This window comes from Amycolatopsis sp. NPDC034160, from assembly GCF_055575355.1.
Genome location: NZ_JBVISU010000008.1, coordinates 168,999 through 184,631, shown reverse-complemented (window position 1 = coordinate 184,631; position 15,633 = coordinate 168,999). Strand labels below are relative to the sequence as shown.

Annotated in this window: 20 protein-coding genes and 1 pseudogene; 11 read left to right on the top strand and 10 right to left on the bottom strand. The window is 68.8% G+C overall.

All coding sequences use genetic code 11. From position 1 onward, the window contains the following. The first annotated feature begins 5 nt into the window (after window positions 1–5). Window positions 6–434: an NUDIX hydrolase gene (locus ACZ54P_RS18725; protein ID WP_465462801.1), complete on the top strand. Its 429-nt coding sequence runs from the start codon at window positions 6–8 to the stop codon at window positions 432–434. Here ACZ54P_RS18725 and ACZ54P_RS18720 read toward each other — a convergent pair. From ACZ54P_RS18720 to ACZ54P_RS18710, 3 genes are all read right to left on the bottom strand, one after another. Beyond that, window positions 420–1,109 carry an NIPSNAP family protein gene (locus ACZ54P_RS18720; RefSeq protein ID WP_465462800.1) on the bottom strand — a complete coding sequence of 230 codons (690 nt, stop codon included), beginning with the start codon at window positions 1,107–1,109 and terminating at the stop codon, window positions 420–422. The genes ACZ54P_RS18725 and ACZ54P_RS18720 overlap by 15 nt on opposite strands. Window positions 1,110–1,151: 42 nt before the next feature. Continuing rightward, the gene (locus ACZ54P_RS18715) at window positions 1,152–2,324 is read right to left on the bottom strand and encodes an acyl-CoA dehydrogenase family protein (protein WP_465462799.1); all 1,173 of its coding nucleotides are present in this window, start codon (window positions 2,322–2,324) and stop codon (window positions 1,152–1,154) included. 72 nt (window positions 2,325–2,396) lie between these two features. Then, complete coding sequence (locus ACZ54P_RS18710) at window positions 2,397–2,576, bottom strand: hypothetical protein (RefSeq protein ID WP_465462798.1); 180 nt, start codon at window positions 2,574–2,576, stop codon at window positions 2,397–2,399. Between the two features lie 134 nt (window positions 2,577–2,710). On the opposite strand from ACZ54P_RS18710, the gene hisH reads away from it, so the two are divergent. From hisH to ACZ54P_RS18695, 3 genes are all read left to right on the top strand, one after another. Further along, on the top strand, window positions 2,711–3,334 hold the full coding sequence (hisH, locus tag ACZ54P_RS18705) for an imidazole glycerol phosphate synthase subunit HisH (protein WP_465462905.1): 624 nt from the start codon (window positions 2,711–2,713) through the stop codon (window positions 3,332–3,334). A 9-nt stretch (window positions 3,335–3,343) separates the two neighbouring features. Further along, on the top strand, window positions 3,344–4,081 hold the full coding sequence (gene priA / locus ACZ54P_RS18700; protein ID WP_465462797.1) for a bifunctional 1-(5-phosphoribosyl)-5-((5-phosphoribosylamino)methylideneamino)imidazole-4-carboxamide isomerase/phosphoribosylanthranilate isomerase PriA: 738 nt from the start codon (window positions 3,344–3,346) through the stop codon (window positions 4,079–4,081). Window positions 4,082–4,160: 79 nt separating this feature from the next. Then, on the top strand, window positions 4,161–4,508 hold the full coding sequence (locus tag ACZ54P_RS18695; protein ID WP_465462796.1) for a DUF1330 domain-containing protein: 348 nt from the start codon (window positions 4,161–4,163) through the stop codon (window positions 4,506–4,508). A gap of 76 nt (window positions 4,509–4,584) precedes the next feature. Here the strand turns inward: ACZ54P_RS18695 and ACZ54P_RS18690 are convergent, their stop codons facing one another. From ACZ54P_RS18690 to ACZ54P_RS18665, 6 genes and pseudogenes are all read right to left on the bottom strand, one after another. Beyond that, a complete protein-coding gene (locus ACZ54P_RS18690) occupies window positions 4,585–4,971 on the bottom strand; it encodes a PPOX class F420-dependent oxidoreductase (RefSeq protein WP_465462795.1) in 387 nt (128 codons plus the stop codon). A gap of 169 nt (window positions 4,972–5,140) precedes the next feature. Further along, a pseudogene (locus ACZ54P_RS18685) lies at window positions 5,141–5,203 on the bottom strand (putative glycolipid-binding domain-containing protein); the annotation flags it as partial. 138 nt (window positions 5,204–5,341) lie between these two features. Next, on the bottom strand, window positions 5,342–6,265 hold the full coding sequence (locus ACZ54P_RS18680) for an NADP-dependent oxidoreductase (protein ID WP_465462794.1): 924 nt from the start codon (window positions 6,263–6,265) through the stop codon (window positions 5,342–5,344). A gap of 28 nt (window positions 6,266–6,293) precedes the next feature. After that, window positions 6,294–7,292, bottom strand: coding sequence for a hypothetical protein (locus ACZ54P_RS18675; protein WP_465462793.1), 999 nt, complete (start codon window positions 7,290–7,292; stop codon window positions 6,294–6,296). Then, window positions 7,289–7,798 (bottom strand): SigE family RNA polymerase sigma factor, encoded by a 510-nt coding sequence (locus ACZ54P_RS18670; RefSeq protein WP_465462792.1) that lies wholly within the window; start codon window positions 7,796–7,798, stop codon window positions 7,289–7,291. The genes ACZ54P_RS18675 and ACZ54P_RS18670 overlap by 4 nt, the downstream gene beginning before the upstream one ends. 90 nt (window positions 7,799–7,888) lie before the next feature. Next, on the bottom strand, window positions 7,889–9,136 hold the full coding sequence (locus tag ACZ54P_RS18665) for a phytase (protein WP_465462791.1): 1,248 nt from the start codon (window positions 9,134–9,136) through the stop codon (window positions 7,889–7,891). Window positions 9,137–9,283: 147 nt separating this feature from the next. Here ACZ54P_RS18665 and hisF point away from each other — a divergent pair, with 147 nt between their 5' ends. The 5 genes from hisF to ACZ54P_RS18640 all read left to right on the top strand — a co-directional run bounded on the left by hisF (window position 9,284) and on the right by ACZ54P_RS18640 (window position 12,656). Then, a complete protein-coding gene (gene hisF, locus ACZ54P_RS18660; RefSeq protein WP_465462790.1) occupies window positions 9,284–10,057 on the top strand; it encodes an imidazole glycerol phosphate synthase subunit HisF in 774 nt (257 codons plus the stop codon). Then, complete coding sequence (locus ACZ54P_RS18655; RefSeq protein WP_465462789.1) at window positions 10,054–10,443, top strand: hypothetical protein; 390 nt, start codon at window positions 10,054–10,056, stop codon at window positions 10,441–10,443. The genes hisF and ACZ54P_RS18655 overlap by 4 nt, the downstream gene beginning before the upstream one ends. Then, the gene (hisI, locus tag ACZ54P_RS18650; RefSeq protein ID WP_465462788.1) at window positions 10,433–10,789 is read left to right on the top strand and encodes a phosphoribosyl-AMP cyclohydrolase; all 357 of its coding nucleotides are present in this window, start codon (window positions 10,433–10,435) and stop codon (window positions 10,787–10,789) included. Before ACZ54P_RS18655 ends, hisI begins: the two co-directional genes overlap by 11 nt. A 5-nt stretch (window positions 10,790–10,794) precedes the next feature. Next, entirely contained in the window at window positions 10,795–11,157 is a 363-nt protein-coding gene (locus ACZ54P_RS18645; RefSeq protein ID WP_465462787.1) for a DUF1304 domain-containing protein, read from the top strand. 809 nt (window positions 11,158–11,966) lie between these two features. Then, the gene (locus tag ACZ54P_RS18640) at window positions 11,967–12,656 is read left to right on the top strand and encodes a hypothetical protein (protein WP_465462786.1); all 690 of its coding nucleotides are present in this window, start codon (window positions 11,967–11,969) and stop codon (window positions 12,654–12,656) included. Between the two features lies 1 nt (window position 12,657). Here ACZ54P_RS18640 and ACZ54P_RS18635 read toward each other — a convergent pair whose 3' ends face one another. Further along, a complete protein-coding gene (locus tag ACZ54P_RS18635; RefSeq protein WP_465462785.1) occupies window positions 12,658–13,263 on the bottom strand; it encodes a TetR/AcrR family transcriptional regulator in 606 nt (201 codons plus the stop codon). 95 nt (window positions 13,264–13,358) lie between these two features. On the opposite strand from ACZ54P_RS18635, the gene ACZ54P_RS18630 reads away from it, so the two are divergent. Beyond that, the gene (locus tag ACZ54P_RS18630) at window positions 13,359–14,921 is read left to right on the top strand and encodes an anthranilate synthase component I (protein WP_465462784.1); all 1,563 of its coding nucleotides are present in this window, start codon (window positions 13,359–13,361) and stop codon (window positions 14,919–14,921) included. Beyond that, a complete protein-coding gene (locus ACZ54P_RS18625) occupies window positions 14,914–15,489 on the top strand; it encodes a Trp biosynthesis-associated membrane protein (RefSeq protein WP_465462783.1) in 576 nt (191 codons plus the stop codon). The genes ACZ54P_RS18630 and ACZ54P_RS18625 overlap by 8 nt, the downstream gene beginning before the upstream one ends. Window positions 15,490–15,633 lie beyond the last annotated feature (144 nt).

The following is a 15,633-nucleotide window of genomic DNA, read 5'->3' as shown; positions in this document are numbered from 1 at the left end:
AGGGAATGCCCACCATCCGCCCGCTCGCGCTCGCGGTCGTCCGCCGCGGTGACGACCTCCTGGTGTTCGAAGGCCGGGACGAGGCCAAGGGCGAGACCTACCATCGCCCGCTCGGGGGCGGGATCGAGTTCGGCGAGACCGCGGCGGAAGCGGTCCGCCGTGAGCTGCAGGAGGAACTCGCGGCGGAACTGACCTCGGTCGCGCAGATCGCGGTACTGGAGAACGTGTTCACCTACGAAGGCAGGGCGGGACACGAAATCGTGTTCCTGTTCGCCGCCGAACTGGCCGACCAGGCGTTCTACGAGCGCGACGAGGTCGGCGTCGTCCTCGACGAGGGCGCACGCGTGCACTGGCTGCCGCTGGCCGACGTGGCGAGCGGCAAGGCGATCCTGTATCCGGATGGGCTCGCGGAACTCCTTTCAGCGCAGGCGTGACCGCGGGGTCGGCGTGAGTTCCAGCTGCCGCCAAGGGCGTTCGAGCCTGTCGGCGAGCCCGGCGCCTGTCCGGTCGAGAAGTTCCCGGTGTTCTTCGCCTGCCTTGGCGAACCAGACGAACACTGTTTCGTTCCAGACGAACACTGTTTCGTTCTCTCGTACGGGAAGGCGGGGGAAGGTGTTCTCGGCGGGTTCGGTCTCGAAATGGCCGAAGGTGAGCACACCGGCTTCCCGCAGCGCCGGAGCCACAGTGTCCGCGAAATACGCCGAGAATTCCTTCACCGGCCCGGTGGGATGGCAGATCGTCGCCAGCACCCGAGAATCGGGTGCGCCGTCCGGAGCGAGGAATCCCGGCCCGGACGGCCGCAGCAGCAGGACGTCGGAAGCGTCGATCATCGTCTCGTTCGCCGCCGGGCCGTGTTCGCGCCACACCGGCCCGTAGTAGAACGACTCCAGCGCGGTCCGCCTGGTCTCCATGTCCCGGAAACCGCGCAGCCACACGAACTTGTCCGGTTCGCCCGCCTCGCGGAACTGGCCGAACAAGCGCATGCCACAGGCTTCCTGCGTCTCTACGAACTCGCGTTCGAAGAGCTCGATCAGCTCGTCCCGGCGGCCGGGGTGCAGGGTGTACCGGCGCAGCTCGACGACGGACTGGAACTCGGCGAAATCGGTCATGCGGCGGACCCTAGAGGCCTGCACCGACAGTTTCGGAACGGTTCAGCGGAAGGCGGCGAGCCCGGTGACCGACTGTCCCAGCGAGAGCGCGTGCATCTCCTCGGTGCCTTCGTAGGTCAGCACGGTTTCGAGGTTCGACATATGCCGCATCACCGGGTACTCCAGCGAGATCCCGTTGGCGCCGAGCATGGCGCGCGCCGTCCTCGCGACCTCCAGTGCCGAGCGGACGTTGGCGAGTTTGCCGAAGCTGACGTGGTTGTGGTGCAGCGTGCCCGCGTCCTTGAGCCGCCCGATCCGCAGCGCGACCAGCCCGGCCCGGTTGACCTCGACGACGAGATCGGCGAGCTTGCGCTGGGTGAGCTGGAACCCGGCCAGCGGCTTGCCGAACTGTTCGCGGCTCAGCGTGTACTCCAGCGCGGACTCGTAGCAGGAACGCGCGGCGCCGACGACGCCGAACAGGATTCCATAGCGCGCTTCGTTCAGGCACGACAGCGGTCCGCGCAGGCCGCGGACCTCGGGGAACGCCGCCGATTCCGGCAGGCGCACGCCGTCGAGCACGAGTTCCGCGGTCAGTGAGGCCCGCAGCGACAGCTTGTGCTTGACCTCGTTCGCGGTGAAGCCCGGGGTGTCCGTGGGGACGACGAACCCGCGCACGCCTTCGTCGGTCTGCGCCCAGACGACCGCGACGTCGGCGACGGTGCCGTTGGTGATCCACATCTTCGTGCCGCTCAGCACCCAGTCCGAGCCGTCGCGGACCGCGCGGGTCCGCATGCTGCCCGGGTCGCTGCCTGCGTCCGGTTCGGTCAGGCCGAAGCAGCCGAGCGCCTCACCGGCGGCCATCCGCGGCAGCCACTCCTGCTTGTGCTCGTCGGTACCCCATTTGTGGATCGCGTACATCGCGAGCGAACCCTGCACCGAGACGAAGCTGCGCAGCCCGGAGTCGACGGCCTCCAGTTCGCGGCAGGCGATGCCGTAGGCGACGGCGCTGGTCCCGGCGCACCCGTAGCCCTCCAGGTGCATGCCGAGCAAGCCGAGGTCACCGAATCCCTTGGCGAGTTCCACGGCGGGCAGTGCGCCCGTTTCGTACCACTCGGCGATGTTCGGCAGGAGCTGGTCGTGCGCGTACGAGCGCACGGCGTCACGGATAGCGCGATCTTCGGCGGAGAGTTCGGCGTCGAGATCGAGGAAGTCGCGCGGATCCGGGCTGCTGCTCATGCGGTCACTCCTGGTCGGCTCGGTGGGGCATCTTCCTATGAAGAAAACCACACACGTGACCGGAGTCGGGTGTCAGCGATCGCGCCATCCGGTGGTCTTCGTCACCTGAACCGATGCCGTCGCGGTCCGGCCGGGGGCGACGCGCTGTTTCTGCGCGGGGATCAGCAGCTCCGCGAAAGTGGGGAAGGGGACACTCTCGATGTCCTCGCGCCAGGCGTCGAGAAGGCAGGTCAGGTTGTCGGCGTCCCGCATCGTTCCTCCAGAAGTGCAGGCGGTCCTGCGCCGGCCTCTCACTCGGCGTGGTTAATACCCAGAGGAGTGACGACCGAAACAAGAATCCGGAGAAAATCCGGTCCGCTAACCTGGGGCGCGTGGCTACTCCTCGTGTGGTGATCCTGGACTACGGGTCCGGCAATCTCCGATCCGCCGAACGCGCCGTCGAGCGCGCAGGCGCCGATGTCGAGGTCACGGCCGACCCCCATGCCGCGCTCGAGGCCGACGGCCTGGTCGTTCCCGGTGTCGGGGCCTTCTCCGCCTGTATGGAAGGCCTGCTCTCGGTGTCGGGGGAGAAGATCATCGGCAAACGCCTCGCCGGCGGCCGTCCGGTGCTGGGCATCTGCGTCGGCATGCAGATCCTGTTCGAACGCGGGGTCGAACACGGCGAAGAGGCCGCGGGCACCGGTGAGTGGCCCGGCACGGTCGACAGGCTGGAGGCCGACGTCCTGCCCCACATGGGCTGGAACACCGTCCGTGCGCCGGAGGACTCGCGGCTGTTCGCCGGTCTCGACGCGGACACCCGGTTCTATTTCGTGCACTCCTACGCCGCGCGGACCTGGGAACTCGACTCCGGGCTCGCCGGGCAGCAACCCAAGGTGACCTGGGCGAACCACGGCCAGGACTTCGTCGCCGCCGTCGAAAACGGGCCGTTGTGGGCGACGCAGTTCCACCCGGAGAAGTCCGGGGACGCCGGGGCGCACCTGCTGCGCAACTGGCTCGGCACCCTCGCTTAGAGTGTGCGCGTGACTTTCACGCTCCTTCCCGCCGTTGATGTGGCCGATGGCCAGGCCGTCCGACTCGTCCAGGGCGAGGCCGGCACCGAAACCTCCTATGGCAGCCCGCTGGAGGCGGCGCTCGCCTGGCAGCGTGACGGGGCGGAGTGGATCCATCTGGTCGACCTCGACGCCGCGTTCGGCAAGGGCTCCAATCGCGAGCTGCTCGCCGAGGTCGTGCGCAGGCTGGACGTCCAGGTGGAGCTGTCCGGCGGTATCCGCGACGACGCCTCGCTGGAGGCCGCGCTGGCCACCGGTGCGCGCCGGGTCAACCTCGGCACCGCCGCGCTGGAGGACCCGGGGTGGACCGCGAAGGTCGTCTCCACCTACGGCGACCGTGTCGCCATCGGGCTGGACGTGCGGATCACCGAGGCCGGGCACCGGCTGTCCGCCCGCGGCTGGACGCAGGACGGCGGCGACCTCTGGGAGGTCCTCGACCGGCTCGACCGCGACGGCGCGCAGCGCTACGTCGTCACCGACGTGAGCAAGGACGGCACCCTCCAGGGCCCGAACGTCGACCTGCTCCGCGAGGTCGCCGCCCGCACCGACGCGCCGGTCATCGCCTCCGGCGGGGTGTCCAGTGTGGACGACCTCCGCGCGCTGGCCGCGCTGGCCCGCGACGGTGTCGAGGGCTCCATCGTCGGCAAGGCGCTCTACGCGGGGGCGTTCACCCTGCCGGAGGCGCTCGCGGCCGTCGCGGAGTTCTGAGCTTTACCTCCCGGGTAATCGACGCCACGCGGTCGTTCGGTCAGGATTCCTTCCAGGACAACGAATCTGGAGGGACACCATGACCGCCTACGGAATCGCCCACCTGCGCCCGCCCGCCGTGACGGCGGAAGAGGTCTTCGAGTACCTGGAGCGGATCCAGGACACGCTGGATCCCTTCGGTGGCAAGTTCCTCGTGCACGGGGCCGCGGTGCAGGTCCTCGAAGGCGAATGGCCGGGAACGCTGGTGATGATCGAGTTCCCGAGTGCCGAGATCGCCCGCGAGTGGTACGACTCGCCCGCGTACCAGGAGATCCTGCATCTGCGGGCGGACCACATCCCGGGTGACCTGATCCTGGTCGACGGCTGCGGACCGGACCACGACTCGGCCGCGATGGCGGCGGCCATGCGGGCGGCGCAGGCCGCTTGACCGTGCGATGACCGATGGGCCTCGTGAGTGGTAATGACGGTTAGAACCGTCATTACCACTCACGAGGCTGGCGGGGCTATTCCGCGAGCTTGACCGCGATCCCCACCGTCCGGTCCTTGGGGCCGCGCAGCTTGCTGAAGAACATCGTGACCCGCCCGGTGATCCCGTATTTCCGCGCGATCACCTTGCGCACCCGTTCGGTGTCGTCGAGGTCCAGCAGCCGGGCCTCGCCCGTGACGACGGCGCCATGGGTCTTGTTACCGCGGAAGTCGCAAGCTTGGACCTCGACGCGGCCACTGTTGCGGATGCGCTTGACCTTGCCCGCTTTCCGTTCGGACCAGAACACCAGTTCGCCGCCGTCGCCCGCCACCCAGATCGGCGTCGGCACCGGGGCGCCGTTCTTGCGGAAGGTGGTGAGGACGACGTACTTCTCGGCGGCGAGCCGCTCGAATTCCGATCCCATGCGGAGAGTTTAGGGGTGCGGAACCCACGGGTTCAGGGCAGCCGGACCGCGATACCGGGGTAGTCGACGACCAGCAGGTGCTCGTCGTGGCGCAGGACGCGGGAAAAGCGAAGACCGGTGCCGTATAAGCGAAATCGCGGTCACCGATGCGCTCGTAGCGCTGCTCCAGCCGCTCCACGGCGAGGTCGCCCGCACGGACGTACGCGGCCGGAGTCTCCTCGGCCGCGCCCAAGGCGAAGCCGAGCCGATGTACCGGCGGGGTGTTCGCGAGCAGCGTGCGCCGGCTACCCGTTGCCGACCGCCCGGAGATCTCCGCGCGCCGCGTGTGCCAGGCGGCGTCGACGGCGATCGAGTACTCGACGAACCAGGCTCACGGCACCAGGACGAGCTTGCCCCGGACGTGGCCCGCTTCGCTCTCGTCCTGGGCGGCGCCCGCTTCGGCGAGCGGGTAGACCCGGGCGATCGGCAGCTCGAGTTTGCCTTCGGCGGCGAGTGCGGCGCCTTCGTCCAGTGAACCGGGGACCTGCTCGGCAGGGCCACCTGAGGTGAAGTGGACGCCGTGATCGGCCGCGTCCGGCGCGGCGATGGTGACGACGCGCTTCGGGCCGCCGGTCAGCTCCACCAGGGTGCTCAGCGAGCCTCGGCCGGAGGCGTCGAAGGACGCGTCGATGCCCTGCGGCGCGACAGCGCGTACGCGCTCTTCGAGCCCTTCGCCGTACTTCACCGGGATGGCGCCCAACGACCGCAGGTATTCGTGGTTCGCTTCGCTCGCGGTGCCGACGACGGTGAGCCCGCGCGCGACGGCGAGCTGGACGGCGATCGTGCCGACACCGCCCGCCGCGCCGTCGATGAGCAGCGTCTCGCCCTCAGCGAGGTCCAACAGGTTGAGCGCGCGATAGGCGGTGGTGACGACGACGGGCAACGCCGCGGCCAGCTCCCAGGACAACGCCTCCGGCTTGTGGGTCAGGCCGGCGGGATCCGCGAGCACGAACTCCGCGTATCCGCCGATCCCCCTGCCGAGGACCTCGTCGCCGACGGCGAATCCGGACACGCCTTCACCCACGGCGTCCACCACACCGGCGACGTCCCCACCGGGGACCGCCGGGAAGGTGGCCGGGTATACCTCGGCCATCTGCCCGGACCGGATCTTCCAGTCGATCGGGTTCACCCCTGCGGCGCGCACGGCGATCCGGACCTGGCCGGGGCCGGGCTCGGGAAGCTCCCGTTCGACGACGCGGAGAACGCCGGAGTCGCCGTATTCGGTGAACGCGATGGAGCGGTAGGTGTCCGTCATGCCGTCGACAACCTCCGCTCGCCTGTGCCTATTCCGGCGGCTTCCCCGACCAGCTGTAGTCCCCAGGAACGATCTGCAGGCTGTCGGCGATGTCGAGCAGGGTCGCGCGGTCCCGGTCGCCCGAGACGGTCAGCCACCGTCCGTCTTCGAGCTGGACGGCGATTGTTTCGTCCTGATGGCCGAGCCGCCCCTCCCGCGCCGGGAGGTACAGGCCGTCGATGCCCCTGACCTTGACGGTGACCGGTTCCGCTCCGCCCGGATCCGGCCGCTCGCCACCGATCGACGCGGTGACGACCGCGGCCGCGGCGGGTTGTCCGGCGGTGGTGGCTTCGAGTTCGGTCGTGCCCCCGCTGACCTGCATGAAGGTCTTCACCCCCGACAGCGCCAGATCGGCGGGCAGCCTGCCGAACCGCAGTGCGCCCGAGACCCGGGCGCGGTCGTCCTTGACCATCTCGTCGGCGATCCGCTGACCGACCTCACGCGGCTCCTTCACCCCGGCCAAAGTCAGGCTCAGCAGGTAGATGTCGTCGGGAGACCACGTCAGCATCGTCGCGTCGCCGTGCACCTCGGTGACCATCCCGACCCTGCCGTGCACGATGATCTGGTTCGGCGCGGGCGCGATCGTCCACGGTCCGCCCTTGTCGTCGAGCGGAGTGGTGGTCAGCTGGACCTGGCCCTGTTCGCCGCCGCTCCATTCCCTCATCTGCGGTGCGGGGTAGGGCTTCGCGCTCCGGCGGATCTCGCGGTAACCGTCGGGCAGCCAGCCGGGCTTGTAGGGCAGCACCGCCCAATCGGCGTTGCGCGGCGAGGCAGGGGTGACCGCGGTGTAGGCCCGCAGGCCGAGCGGCACGCCGAGCGCGATGATCGCGACCGCCGCCGCGACCAGTGCCAAAGCCATCTTCGGACGGCTTCGCGATCGCTGGTTCAACGCGGCGCGGATCTCGGCTCCATCGGGCGCTCGCGTCGCCAGGCGTTCGAGGCTCTCCCGGATGAGGTCCTCGGTGTTGTCTTCACTCAGTCGGGTCATTTGTGCGCTCCCGTGTGCTGAACAGGTGTGGCCGGGCCGGTTTCCCGCAGCGTGGCGAGCGCGCGCGAGATCTGGCTGCGCACGGTCGACGTCGCGCAGCGGAGCACCGCGCCGATCTCCTCGTCGGAGTAGTTCTCGTAGTAGCGGAGCACGATCGCGGCACGTTGTTTGCGCGGGAGTCTCGCGAGCCTGTCCAGCATCGCGTCGCGTTCGTCGTACTCGATGGCGTGATCGGAGACCGGCGGGCTGACCAGATCGAGGGCTTCCGGCGAGGACGGCACCACCCGGCGGACCGCGATGCGCCGTCGCCACGAGAGGTACTCGTTGGTCACCATCCGGCGGACGTAGGTCGGTGGCGAGTCGATCTTCGGCCAGCGTTGCTGAGCACGCAGCAGCACCTCCTGCACGATGTCCTGCGCCAGATACGGATCGTCGGTCAAGACGGTCGCGTAGCGCAGGAGCCCGTCCAGGCGATCCGCGACGAACTCGTCGAAGGTCGCAGGCACGTTTCCCCTTCAGCCGGTGGTCTCGACCCTAATGACGCGTGAGACCACCTGGCTGATGCATCGGGAGCGGAGCTTTCTCGGTGAGCGCGGTCACCGCAGGGCGGTCTCCAGCCGGACGAAGGCGAATCCGGTCGTCGCCAGTTCCTCACCGGCCGGATCGGTGACCGCGGGCCGCCGTTCGCCGTCGTGCACCACCAGCAGGCCATGCGGGAACAGCGGCCCCAACGCCTTGGCGGTGATCGCGGCACCGTCGGAATGCTCGACCGAGTCGGTACCGCGCCCGGCGACGATCCGGAAGTCGTACCGCGGGGAGTTGCGGCCGTTGCGGTCGTAGACCACGAACCGCGAGTCGCCCTGGCTCGACGCGACCAGCTTGTCGGCGGACAACGCCAGCCCTTCGGCGTCCGCGGTCAGCCACTCGCCGCCGAAGCCGGGGTCGGGGCCGTCGGCGACGCATTCCTCGGTCGCCTCGTCGAAACGCTGCGGCGCCCCGAACGAGCGGACCTTGTCGACCAGCTCGGGTCGGCCGAAACCGTTGCCGCTCACCGGGATCCGCCAGATCCCGACGTCCTCCTGCGCGGTGTAGAGCACGCGGTGTTCGACGTCGAGGACCGAACCCTCCAGCTGCGGGCGCTCGTCCGGTTCGCCACACGGCGACCACGTCTTCCCGTTCGGCAGCCGGAACGAGGTGGGCAGATCGATCGTGCCGATCGGCGCCGTGCCGACGGTGCCGCCCGGTTTGTCGACAAGTCGCAAAAGTGCCACGCGGGTCTCGTGCCGCCGGGTCACCGCGACCCAGCGCGCGCCGGTGCGCGGATCGCGCCCGGCGGTGAGCCCGTACGCCGTCCGCTGTTCGTCCACTTCGGACTCCGACGCGGAGAAAACCGGTGCGGCGGACGGATCCGTGACGTCCCGGAGCACCCGCGATCCGGCCGAGGCACCGGCCGGGTCGATCCGGTGGACGCGCACGCGATCCCGCCCGCGGTCGCTCACCACCGCGAGATCGCCGACGACGTCGACGTTGTTGAACCGGCCGGGCGCCGCGTCTTCGGCGGGCGCCTTCGGGGCCGGGAGCAACTGGAGTCGCCTCGCCTTCAGATCGAACGCGGCCAGCCCGCCTTCCTTGAGCGTGCCGAGGACGACACTCCGCTCCGGATGCGTGGGGTGGACCCAGATCGCCGGGTCGTCGGCGTCGGCGTTCGCCGGGTTCGCGCCCGCGTCGTCGACGAACGCCCTGGTCTGCGCCACGGGTGAGGGATCGGGGCTCGCTTCGGCCGGGGAACCGGCGAGAAGGGAGGCCGCGAGCAGAGGCAGGGGGAGGAGAGCAGCGATGCGCACGCGGGGAAGTTAGCCGTGCCGGGTGTCCGGCCGGTGAACGCCGTCGGTCAGGTGGTAACTGCGCGACGGGCGGCGGCACCCGCGTCCCGGTCCGCCCCGCCTGTGCCATTCCGCGAGCTTGGAACGCCCTTGACTACGCTTGTCCCCATGTCTGTCGCAGTCAGGGTCATCCCGTGTCTCGACGTCGACGCGGGCCGAGTGGTGAAGGGCGTCAACTTCGCCGACCTGCGCGACGCCGGCGACCCCGTCGAGCTCGCCCGCCTGTATGACGCCGAGGGCGCCGACGAGCTCACCTTCCTCGACGTCACGGCCTCCTCCGGGGACCGCGAGACCACCTTCGACGTCGTCCGCCGGACCGCCGAGCAGGTGTTCATCCCGCTCACCGTCGGTGGCGGCGTGCGCACGAACGGCGACGTCAACCGGCTGCTGCGCACGGGCGCGGACAAGGTGAGCATCAACACCGCGGCCATCGCGCGGCCGGAGTTCCTGCGTGAGGCGTCCCGCCGGTTCGGCGCGCAGTGCGTCGTCCTGTCGGTGGACGCGCGCCGGGTTCCCGAGGGGACCGAGCCGACCCCGTCCGGATTCGAAGTGACCACGCACGGTGGCCGCCGGGGCACCGGCATCGACGCCGTCGAATGGGCCGCGCGCGGCGAAGAACTCGGCGTCGGCGAGATCCTGCTCAACTCGATGGACGCCGACGGCACCAAGAACGGCTTCGACCTCGAACTGCTGACCCAGGTGCGCCGGGCGGTCCGCGTCCCGGTGATCGCCAGCGGCGGCGCCGGTGCGCTCGAACACTTCCTGCCCGCCGTCGAGGCAGGCGCGGACGCGGTGCTCGCGGCGAGCGTGTTCCACTTCGGACAGTTGAAGATCGGCGAGGTCAAGGGTGCGCTGCGCGCCGGGGGAGTCGTGGTCCGGTGATCCCGAACAAGTGGAAGGTCGCCACCGAGGTCAAGGTCGTCTGCGCGCTGCTGGTCGGACTGGGCCTGGCGTACGTGGCGATGGCCGGGATCCTCATGTTCGCGCCGTACTCCTCCGCACGGACGTTCCTGCTGCCGGGGACATCGCTGCTGCTCGGCGGGCTCGTCGTGGCCGGACTGGTGCTGAGGATGTCTTCGGCGCGGTTCGCCGGTTTCGGCGTCAGTTTCTTGTTCGCGTTGCTGCACGCGCTTTCCATGCTGGCGGCGGAACTCTTCTGGGTGAAGATCGTCTCCGGGATCCTGTTCGCCGGGTACATCTACGCGGCGGTCCTGCTCAACTCGATGCCGGTGAAACGGTACCTGCTCGGAGCCACGAATGACGCTTGATCCCGCCCTCTCTGACCGCTTGAAGCGCACCGCCGACGGGCTGATCGCCGCCGTCGTCGTCGAACACTCCACCTCGGACGTCCTGATGATGGCGTGGATGAACGACGAGTCATTGGAGCGCACCCTCACCACCCGGCGAGGGACCTACTATTCGCGCAGCCGTAAGGAACTGTGGGTCAAGGGCGAGACCTCCGGTCACGTCCAGCACGTGCGCGAAGTGCGGATCGACTGCGATGGCGATACCCTCCTGCTGCGCGTCGACCAGACCGGCCCGGCCTGCCACACCGGCACGCACACCTGCTTCGACACCGGCGAACGGCTGCTGCTGGCCGACGAGAGCGAGTAGAACCTGTGAACGTCGTCGCCAACGTCCTCGTCGGCATCGTGGCCCTGATCCACCTGTACATCGTCGTGCTAGAGATGTTCCTGTGGACCACGCCGCGCGCCCGCGCTTCCTTCGGCACCACCGAGGAATTCGCGAAGGCAAGCTCCGCGCTGGCGGCGAATCAGGGTCTGTACAACGGTTTCCTCGCCGCGGCGCTCATCTGGGGCCTGATCGCGACCGGTAGTACCGCCTGGCAGTTCAAGATCTTCGGGCTCGCCTGCGTGATCGTGGCAGGGCTCTACGGGACGGCGACGGCGAGCAAGAAGATCTTCTTCGTGCAGGTCGTCCCGGGCACGCTGGCGCTGATCGCGGTCCTGGTCGCGGGCTGACGCCGCGTCGGGCGGAAGTTCTCGCCACTTCTATGACCGGTTCTGTGTGGGGTCGCGAGTGTTGATGAGGGTTATTGAGGGGTAAGGCAAAGGTGACGTGCTGCATGCGACGTCGGCTCATGCCGCGGCCTGATGTCCCCAATGTGGCATGGGGGACGCTGACTGTCTCCAATGTGGCATGGGGGACATGTCCGCTTCCCGATTGCCTGCTCACGCCGCCAGGGCGCCCGCTGCTCGTGTCGCGAAAGCCACTTTCAGGACATGTGATGTCCCGAAAGTGGCTTTCGCGACACCTTCGGGACGCCACCGCCCAGTGCCGAAGCCTGCTGCCAACGTCTCACAGGCCCTCCCGAACACGACACCTTTGCCTCACCCCTCAATAGAACGACCCAAATCAAGAGCGGGCCGATCCGAGCCTGGAGGCCGATGTGGACGAGCGGGGAAGATTTCGGCCGTTGAACGTCCGGAATCTTCCCCGCTCGGAGCCTGCCGGAGGTCGTGACCGGATCTGACGTTGATCAACGGAGGGCTGAGCCGCCTGCTCACTTGCACGCTCGGGCGCGGCTCGCGATTGCCCCGGAGCGACGGTGAACTCGTTATCCGGAAATGCCGCTGTCCGCCGTTATTCTCGCCGAATGAAACTGGGGCGAGGGAAGAGAAGGCCGGGAAAGTCCGACCGTCGGAGAAGACGTCCGCACGTCGCTGGACGGCCTCAGTTCACTTTGGAGGGTGACGTCACCGAAAGCCATGACTCGCTGGTACACGAAGCCGTGGCCACCCCGCTGATCGGGAAACTGGCGCACTTCAAGGTGCGCGCGCTGGCGTTCACGGTGCTCTGGCTGGCTTTCTTCGTCGCCTGCCAGATAGGTATCGATCTCTCCCAGAAAGCGGCCGTGGAGCTGGCGAAGACCGGGATCCACGTGGAGGGCACGGTGGAAAAGGTCGAGCCGTCCGCCAAGCCGAACCGCCACAGGATCACGCTCATCTACCCTGCGGGCACGAAGCCGCCCACCATCGTGGTCGGCGCGGACAAGTCGCGCGGCCTCGATGTCGGGGACAAGATGTCTCTGGTCTACACGCCAGGAGATCCGACGAAGCTTCTGGCGATCGATGGATACGCCGCGGACAACCCCGACGACGACTTGCTGACTCCGCTGTCTTTCTCGGCTTTTGTGGGCATTCCGGCTTGCCTGTACGCCGCTTGGCTCTGGCGGAGCCGGTATCGCTCGGCCTTGAAGACCGGTTTGCGCGAGGCGACGGCGACCGTGCGACCAGGCTGGTTGTTCCCCAAGGTCGACGTTTATCTCGAAGGGGACTACAAACTGCTTCAAACGCGACGGTCGCTGCGCATCGCTCCCCGTTTCGAAGGGCTCGAGAAAGTCCCCGTCTTCATCGGCGGCGAAGAGACGGACATGATCGTGATCTTCCCGCGCGGACGGTTGCTCAAGGACCGGCTCCATACGGTTCCCGTGAAGGAGATCGAGCCGGACACGGACTGAGTCAGTCGATGTTCCCGGTCAGGTAGCGCTGCACGGTCGGCGCGATCGCGGTCACCAGCGGCTCGATCTCGCTCGTCGCCATGGGCTCGAACTTCGCGACGTACCGCACCAATCCCATCCCGACGAGCTGCGAGGCGCAGAGCGAAGTCCGCAGTTCGACGCGGTCCGAGCCGAGTCCGGCGATGATCTTCGTGAAGAAGTTCTGGAAGAAGCTGCGGAGCACCAGCGCGGCCTGCTCGTGCCCGGCGACGCTGCGGACGAGCGCTTGGAACACCTCGCCGCCCGCGCCGTCCCAGCGGGTGAGGAAGGTTCGCACGATCCGGCCGCCGAACTCGTCGTCGGGGCCGTTCTGCAATTCCGCGAGCAGTTCATGCGGGTCGAACGGCAGTTTCAGCACGGCTTGGGCGAACAGCCCTTCCTTGCTGCCGAACCAGTGGTTGACCATCGCCGCGTCGACCCCGGCGCGGGTCGCGATCGCCCGCACCGTCGCGCCGTCGAAGCCGCTCTCGCCGAACACCGCGCGCGCCGCTTCGATCAGCGCGGTGCGGGTGTCCTGCCCGCCCGGCCGCCGTCCCCGGCGCCGGACGGTAGTGTCTTCAGCAGCCATGGCGCCATCATGAACGGACCGGCCGCAAAATTCAACAATACTTGAATTTTGCCCCCGCTCCCGGCGCCGCCCGCCGTTGCAGCACAATGAGCGGCATGGTCAGCGCCGCACACGCCAGCCCGTCGGGGCTCGGCTCGGTCAGCCCTTCGCGCGACGAGTTCCGCGCGCTCGCCGAGGGCCGTCGCGTCATCCCTGTTGTCCGTCGCGTGCTCGCGGACGGTGAGACCCCCATCGGGGTCTACCGCAAGCTCGCCGCCGACCGGCCGGGGACGTTCCTCTTCGAATCGGCGGAGAACGGCGCTTCCTGGAGCCGGTGGTCGTTCATCGGCGTCGACAGCCCCGCCGCGCTGACCGTGCGTGACGGCGAGGCCGTTTGGACGGGCACCCCGCCGGTCGGGTTGCCCACCGAGGGTGACCCGCTCACCGTGCTGCGTGAGACCGTCGCCGCGCTCCACACCGAACAGCTGCCCGGGATGCCGCCGCTCACCGGCGGGATGGTCGGCTACATCGGCTACGACGCCGTCCGCTGGCTCGAACGGCTCCCCGAACTCGCCGAGCGCGACCTCGACATCCCGGAGCTCACCATGCTCCTGGCGACCGACCTGGCCGCCTTCGACCACCACGAGGGCACGGTCACGTTGATCGCCAACGCGGTCAACTGGGACGACTCGCCCGAGCGGGTCGACGCGGCGTACGACGACGCCGTCGCGCGCCTCAACGCGATGACCAAGCAGCTGCACGTCGCCGCCCCGGCCACAGCGGCCGTCTTCGACCGTCCCGCGCCCGAATTCACGCGCCGCCGCTCCAAGCCGGACTTCCACGCGGCCGTCGAAAAGGCCGTCGAGGCGATCAAGGCGGGTGAAGCGTTCCAGATCGTGCCGTCGCAACGGTTCGAGATCGAGACCCAGGCCGACGCGCTCGACGTCTACCGAGTGCTGCGCACGTCCAACCCGAGCCCGTACATGTACTTGTTGCGCCTGGACGGCTTCGACATCGTCGGCTCCAGCCCGGAGTCGCTGGTCACCGTCCGGGACGGCCGCGCGACCACGCATCCGATCGCGGGCACCCGCTGGCGCGGCGCCGATCCGGAAGAGGACGCGCAGCTCGCCAAGGACCTGCTCGCGGACGAGAAGGAACGCGCCGAGCACCTGATGCTCGTCGACCTCGGCCGCAACGACCTCGGCAAGGTCTGCAAGCCCGGCACCGTGCGTGTCGTCGACTTCTTCGACGTCGAGCGCTACAGCCACGTCATGCACATCGTCTCGACGGTCACCGGCGAACTCCTCGGCGACAAGACGGCCTTCGACGCGGTCGCCGCCTGTTTCCCGGCCGGGACGCTCTCGGGCGCGCCGAAGGTCCGCGCGATGCAGCTGATCGAGGAGCTGGAGCCGACCCGCAGGGCGCTCTACGGCGGCGTCGTGGGCTACCTCGACTTCGCCGGGGACGCCGACACCGCGATCGCGATCCGTACCGCGCTGATGAAGGACGGTGTCGCGTACGTCCAAGCGGGCGGCGGCGTGGTCGCCGATTCGGTGGCCGACTACGAGGACACCGAGTCGCTCAACAAGGCCCGTACCGTGCTGTCCGCCGTCGCGGCGGCGCAGACGATGATCGCGGCGGACGAACTCGACCCGGCGGGTGACCGCACTCGTGTCTGAGGCCCCGGAAGGCGCCACACCTCGGGCGAAGCCGGCCAAGCGTCCACTGTGGATCGCCGTGGTGGGGCTGCTGCTCGGCGCGGTCGCGCTGTGGGGATCCTCGCGGCTGGTGTGGTTCGCGGAGTTCCGCGACGGCGGCGTGCGCGGCACGGTGCTGTACACCGAAATCGGCACACAGCGTGCGGTCGCGTTGATTCCGCTCGCTCTGCTGGCGCTGGCGGGCACGGCGGGACTGATCGCCACCGGCGGCTGGCCACGCCGCGTGCTCGGCGTGGTACTCGCGGTGGCCGGTGTCGCGGCCGTGTGGATCGGCGTGGTCGGCGGCGCGTTCACCGGATTCGCCGACGGTCTGCCCGTAGCCCAAATGGTGGGAGCGAGGGGACTGGCGATCCTCGGGGGAATTCTCGTGACCGCGGGCGGGTTGGCAGCCATCAAGGGCGCGGGCCGGATGCCACGCCTCGGCGCGAAGTACTCGGCGCCGGCGGCGAAGAAGCGGGCCGCGAAGGATCCGGAGACCGAACTGTGGGAGGCGCTGTCCGAAGGCGAAGATCCCACGGCGACCCGGTGACGACAGCGGAATTCGCGGGTTTCGGAGATCTTTCCCGGCAAAGATGACACGGTGGGCATTCGGAGTAACGGACATACCCGGAACCAGGCCGTATTCGTGCGGGGGTTAGCATCGTTTCGGCGGGAAGGGGAAGGTTTTTGTGAG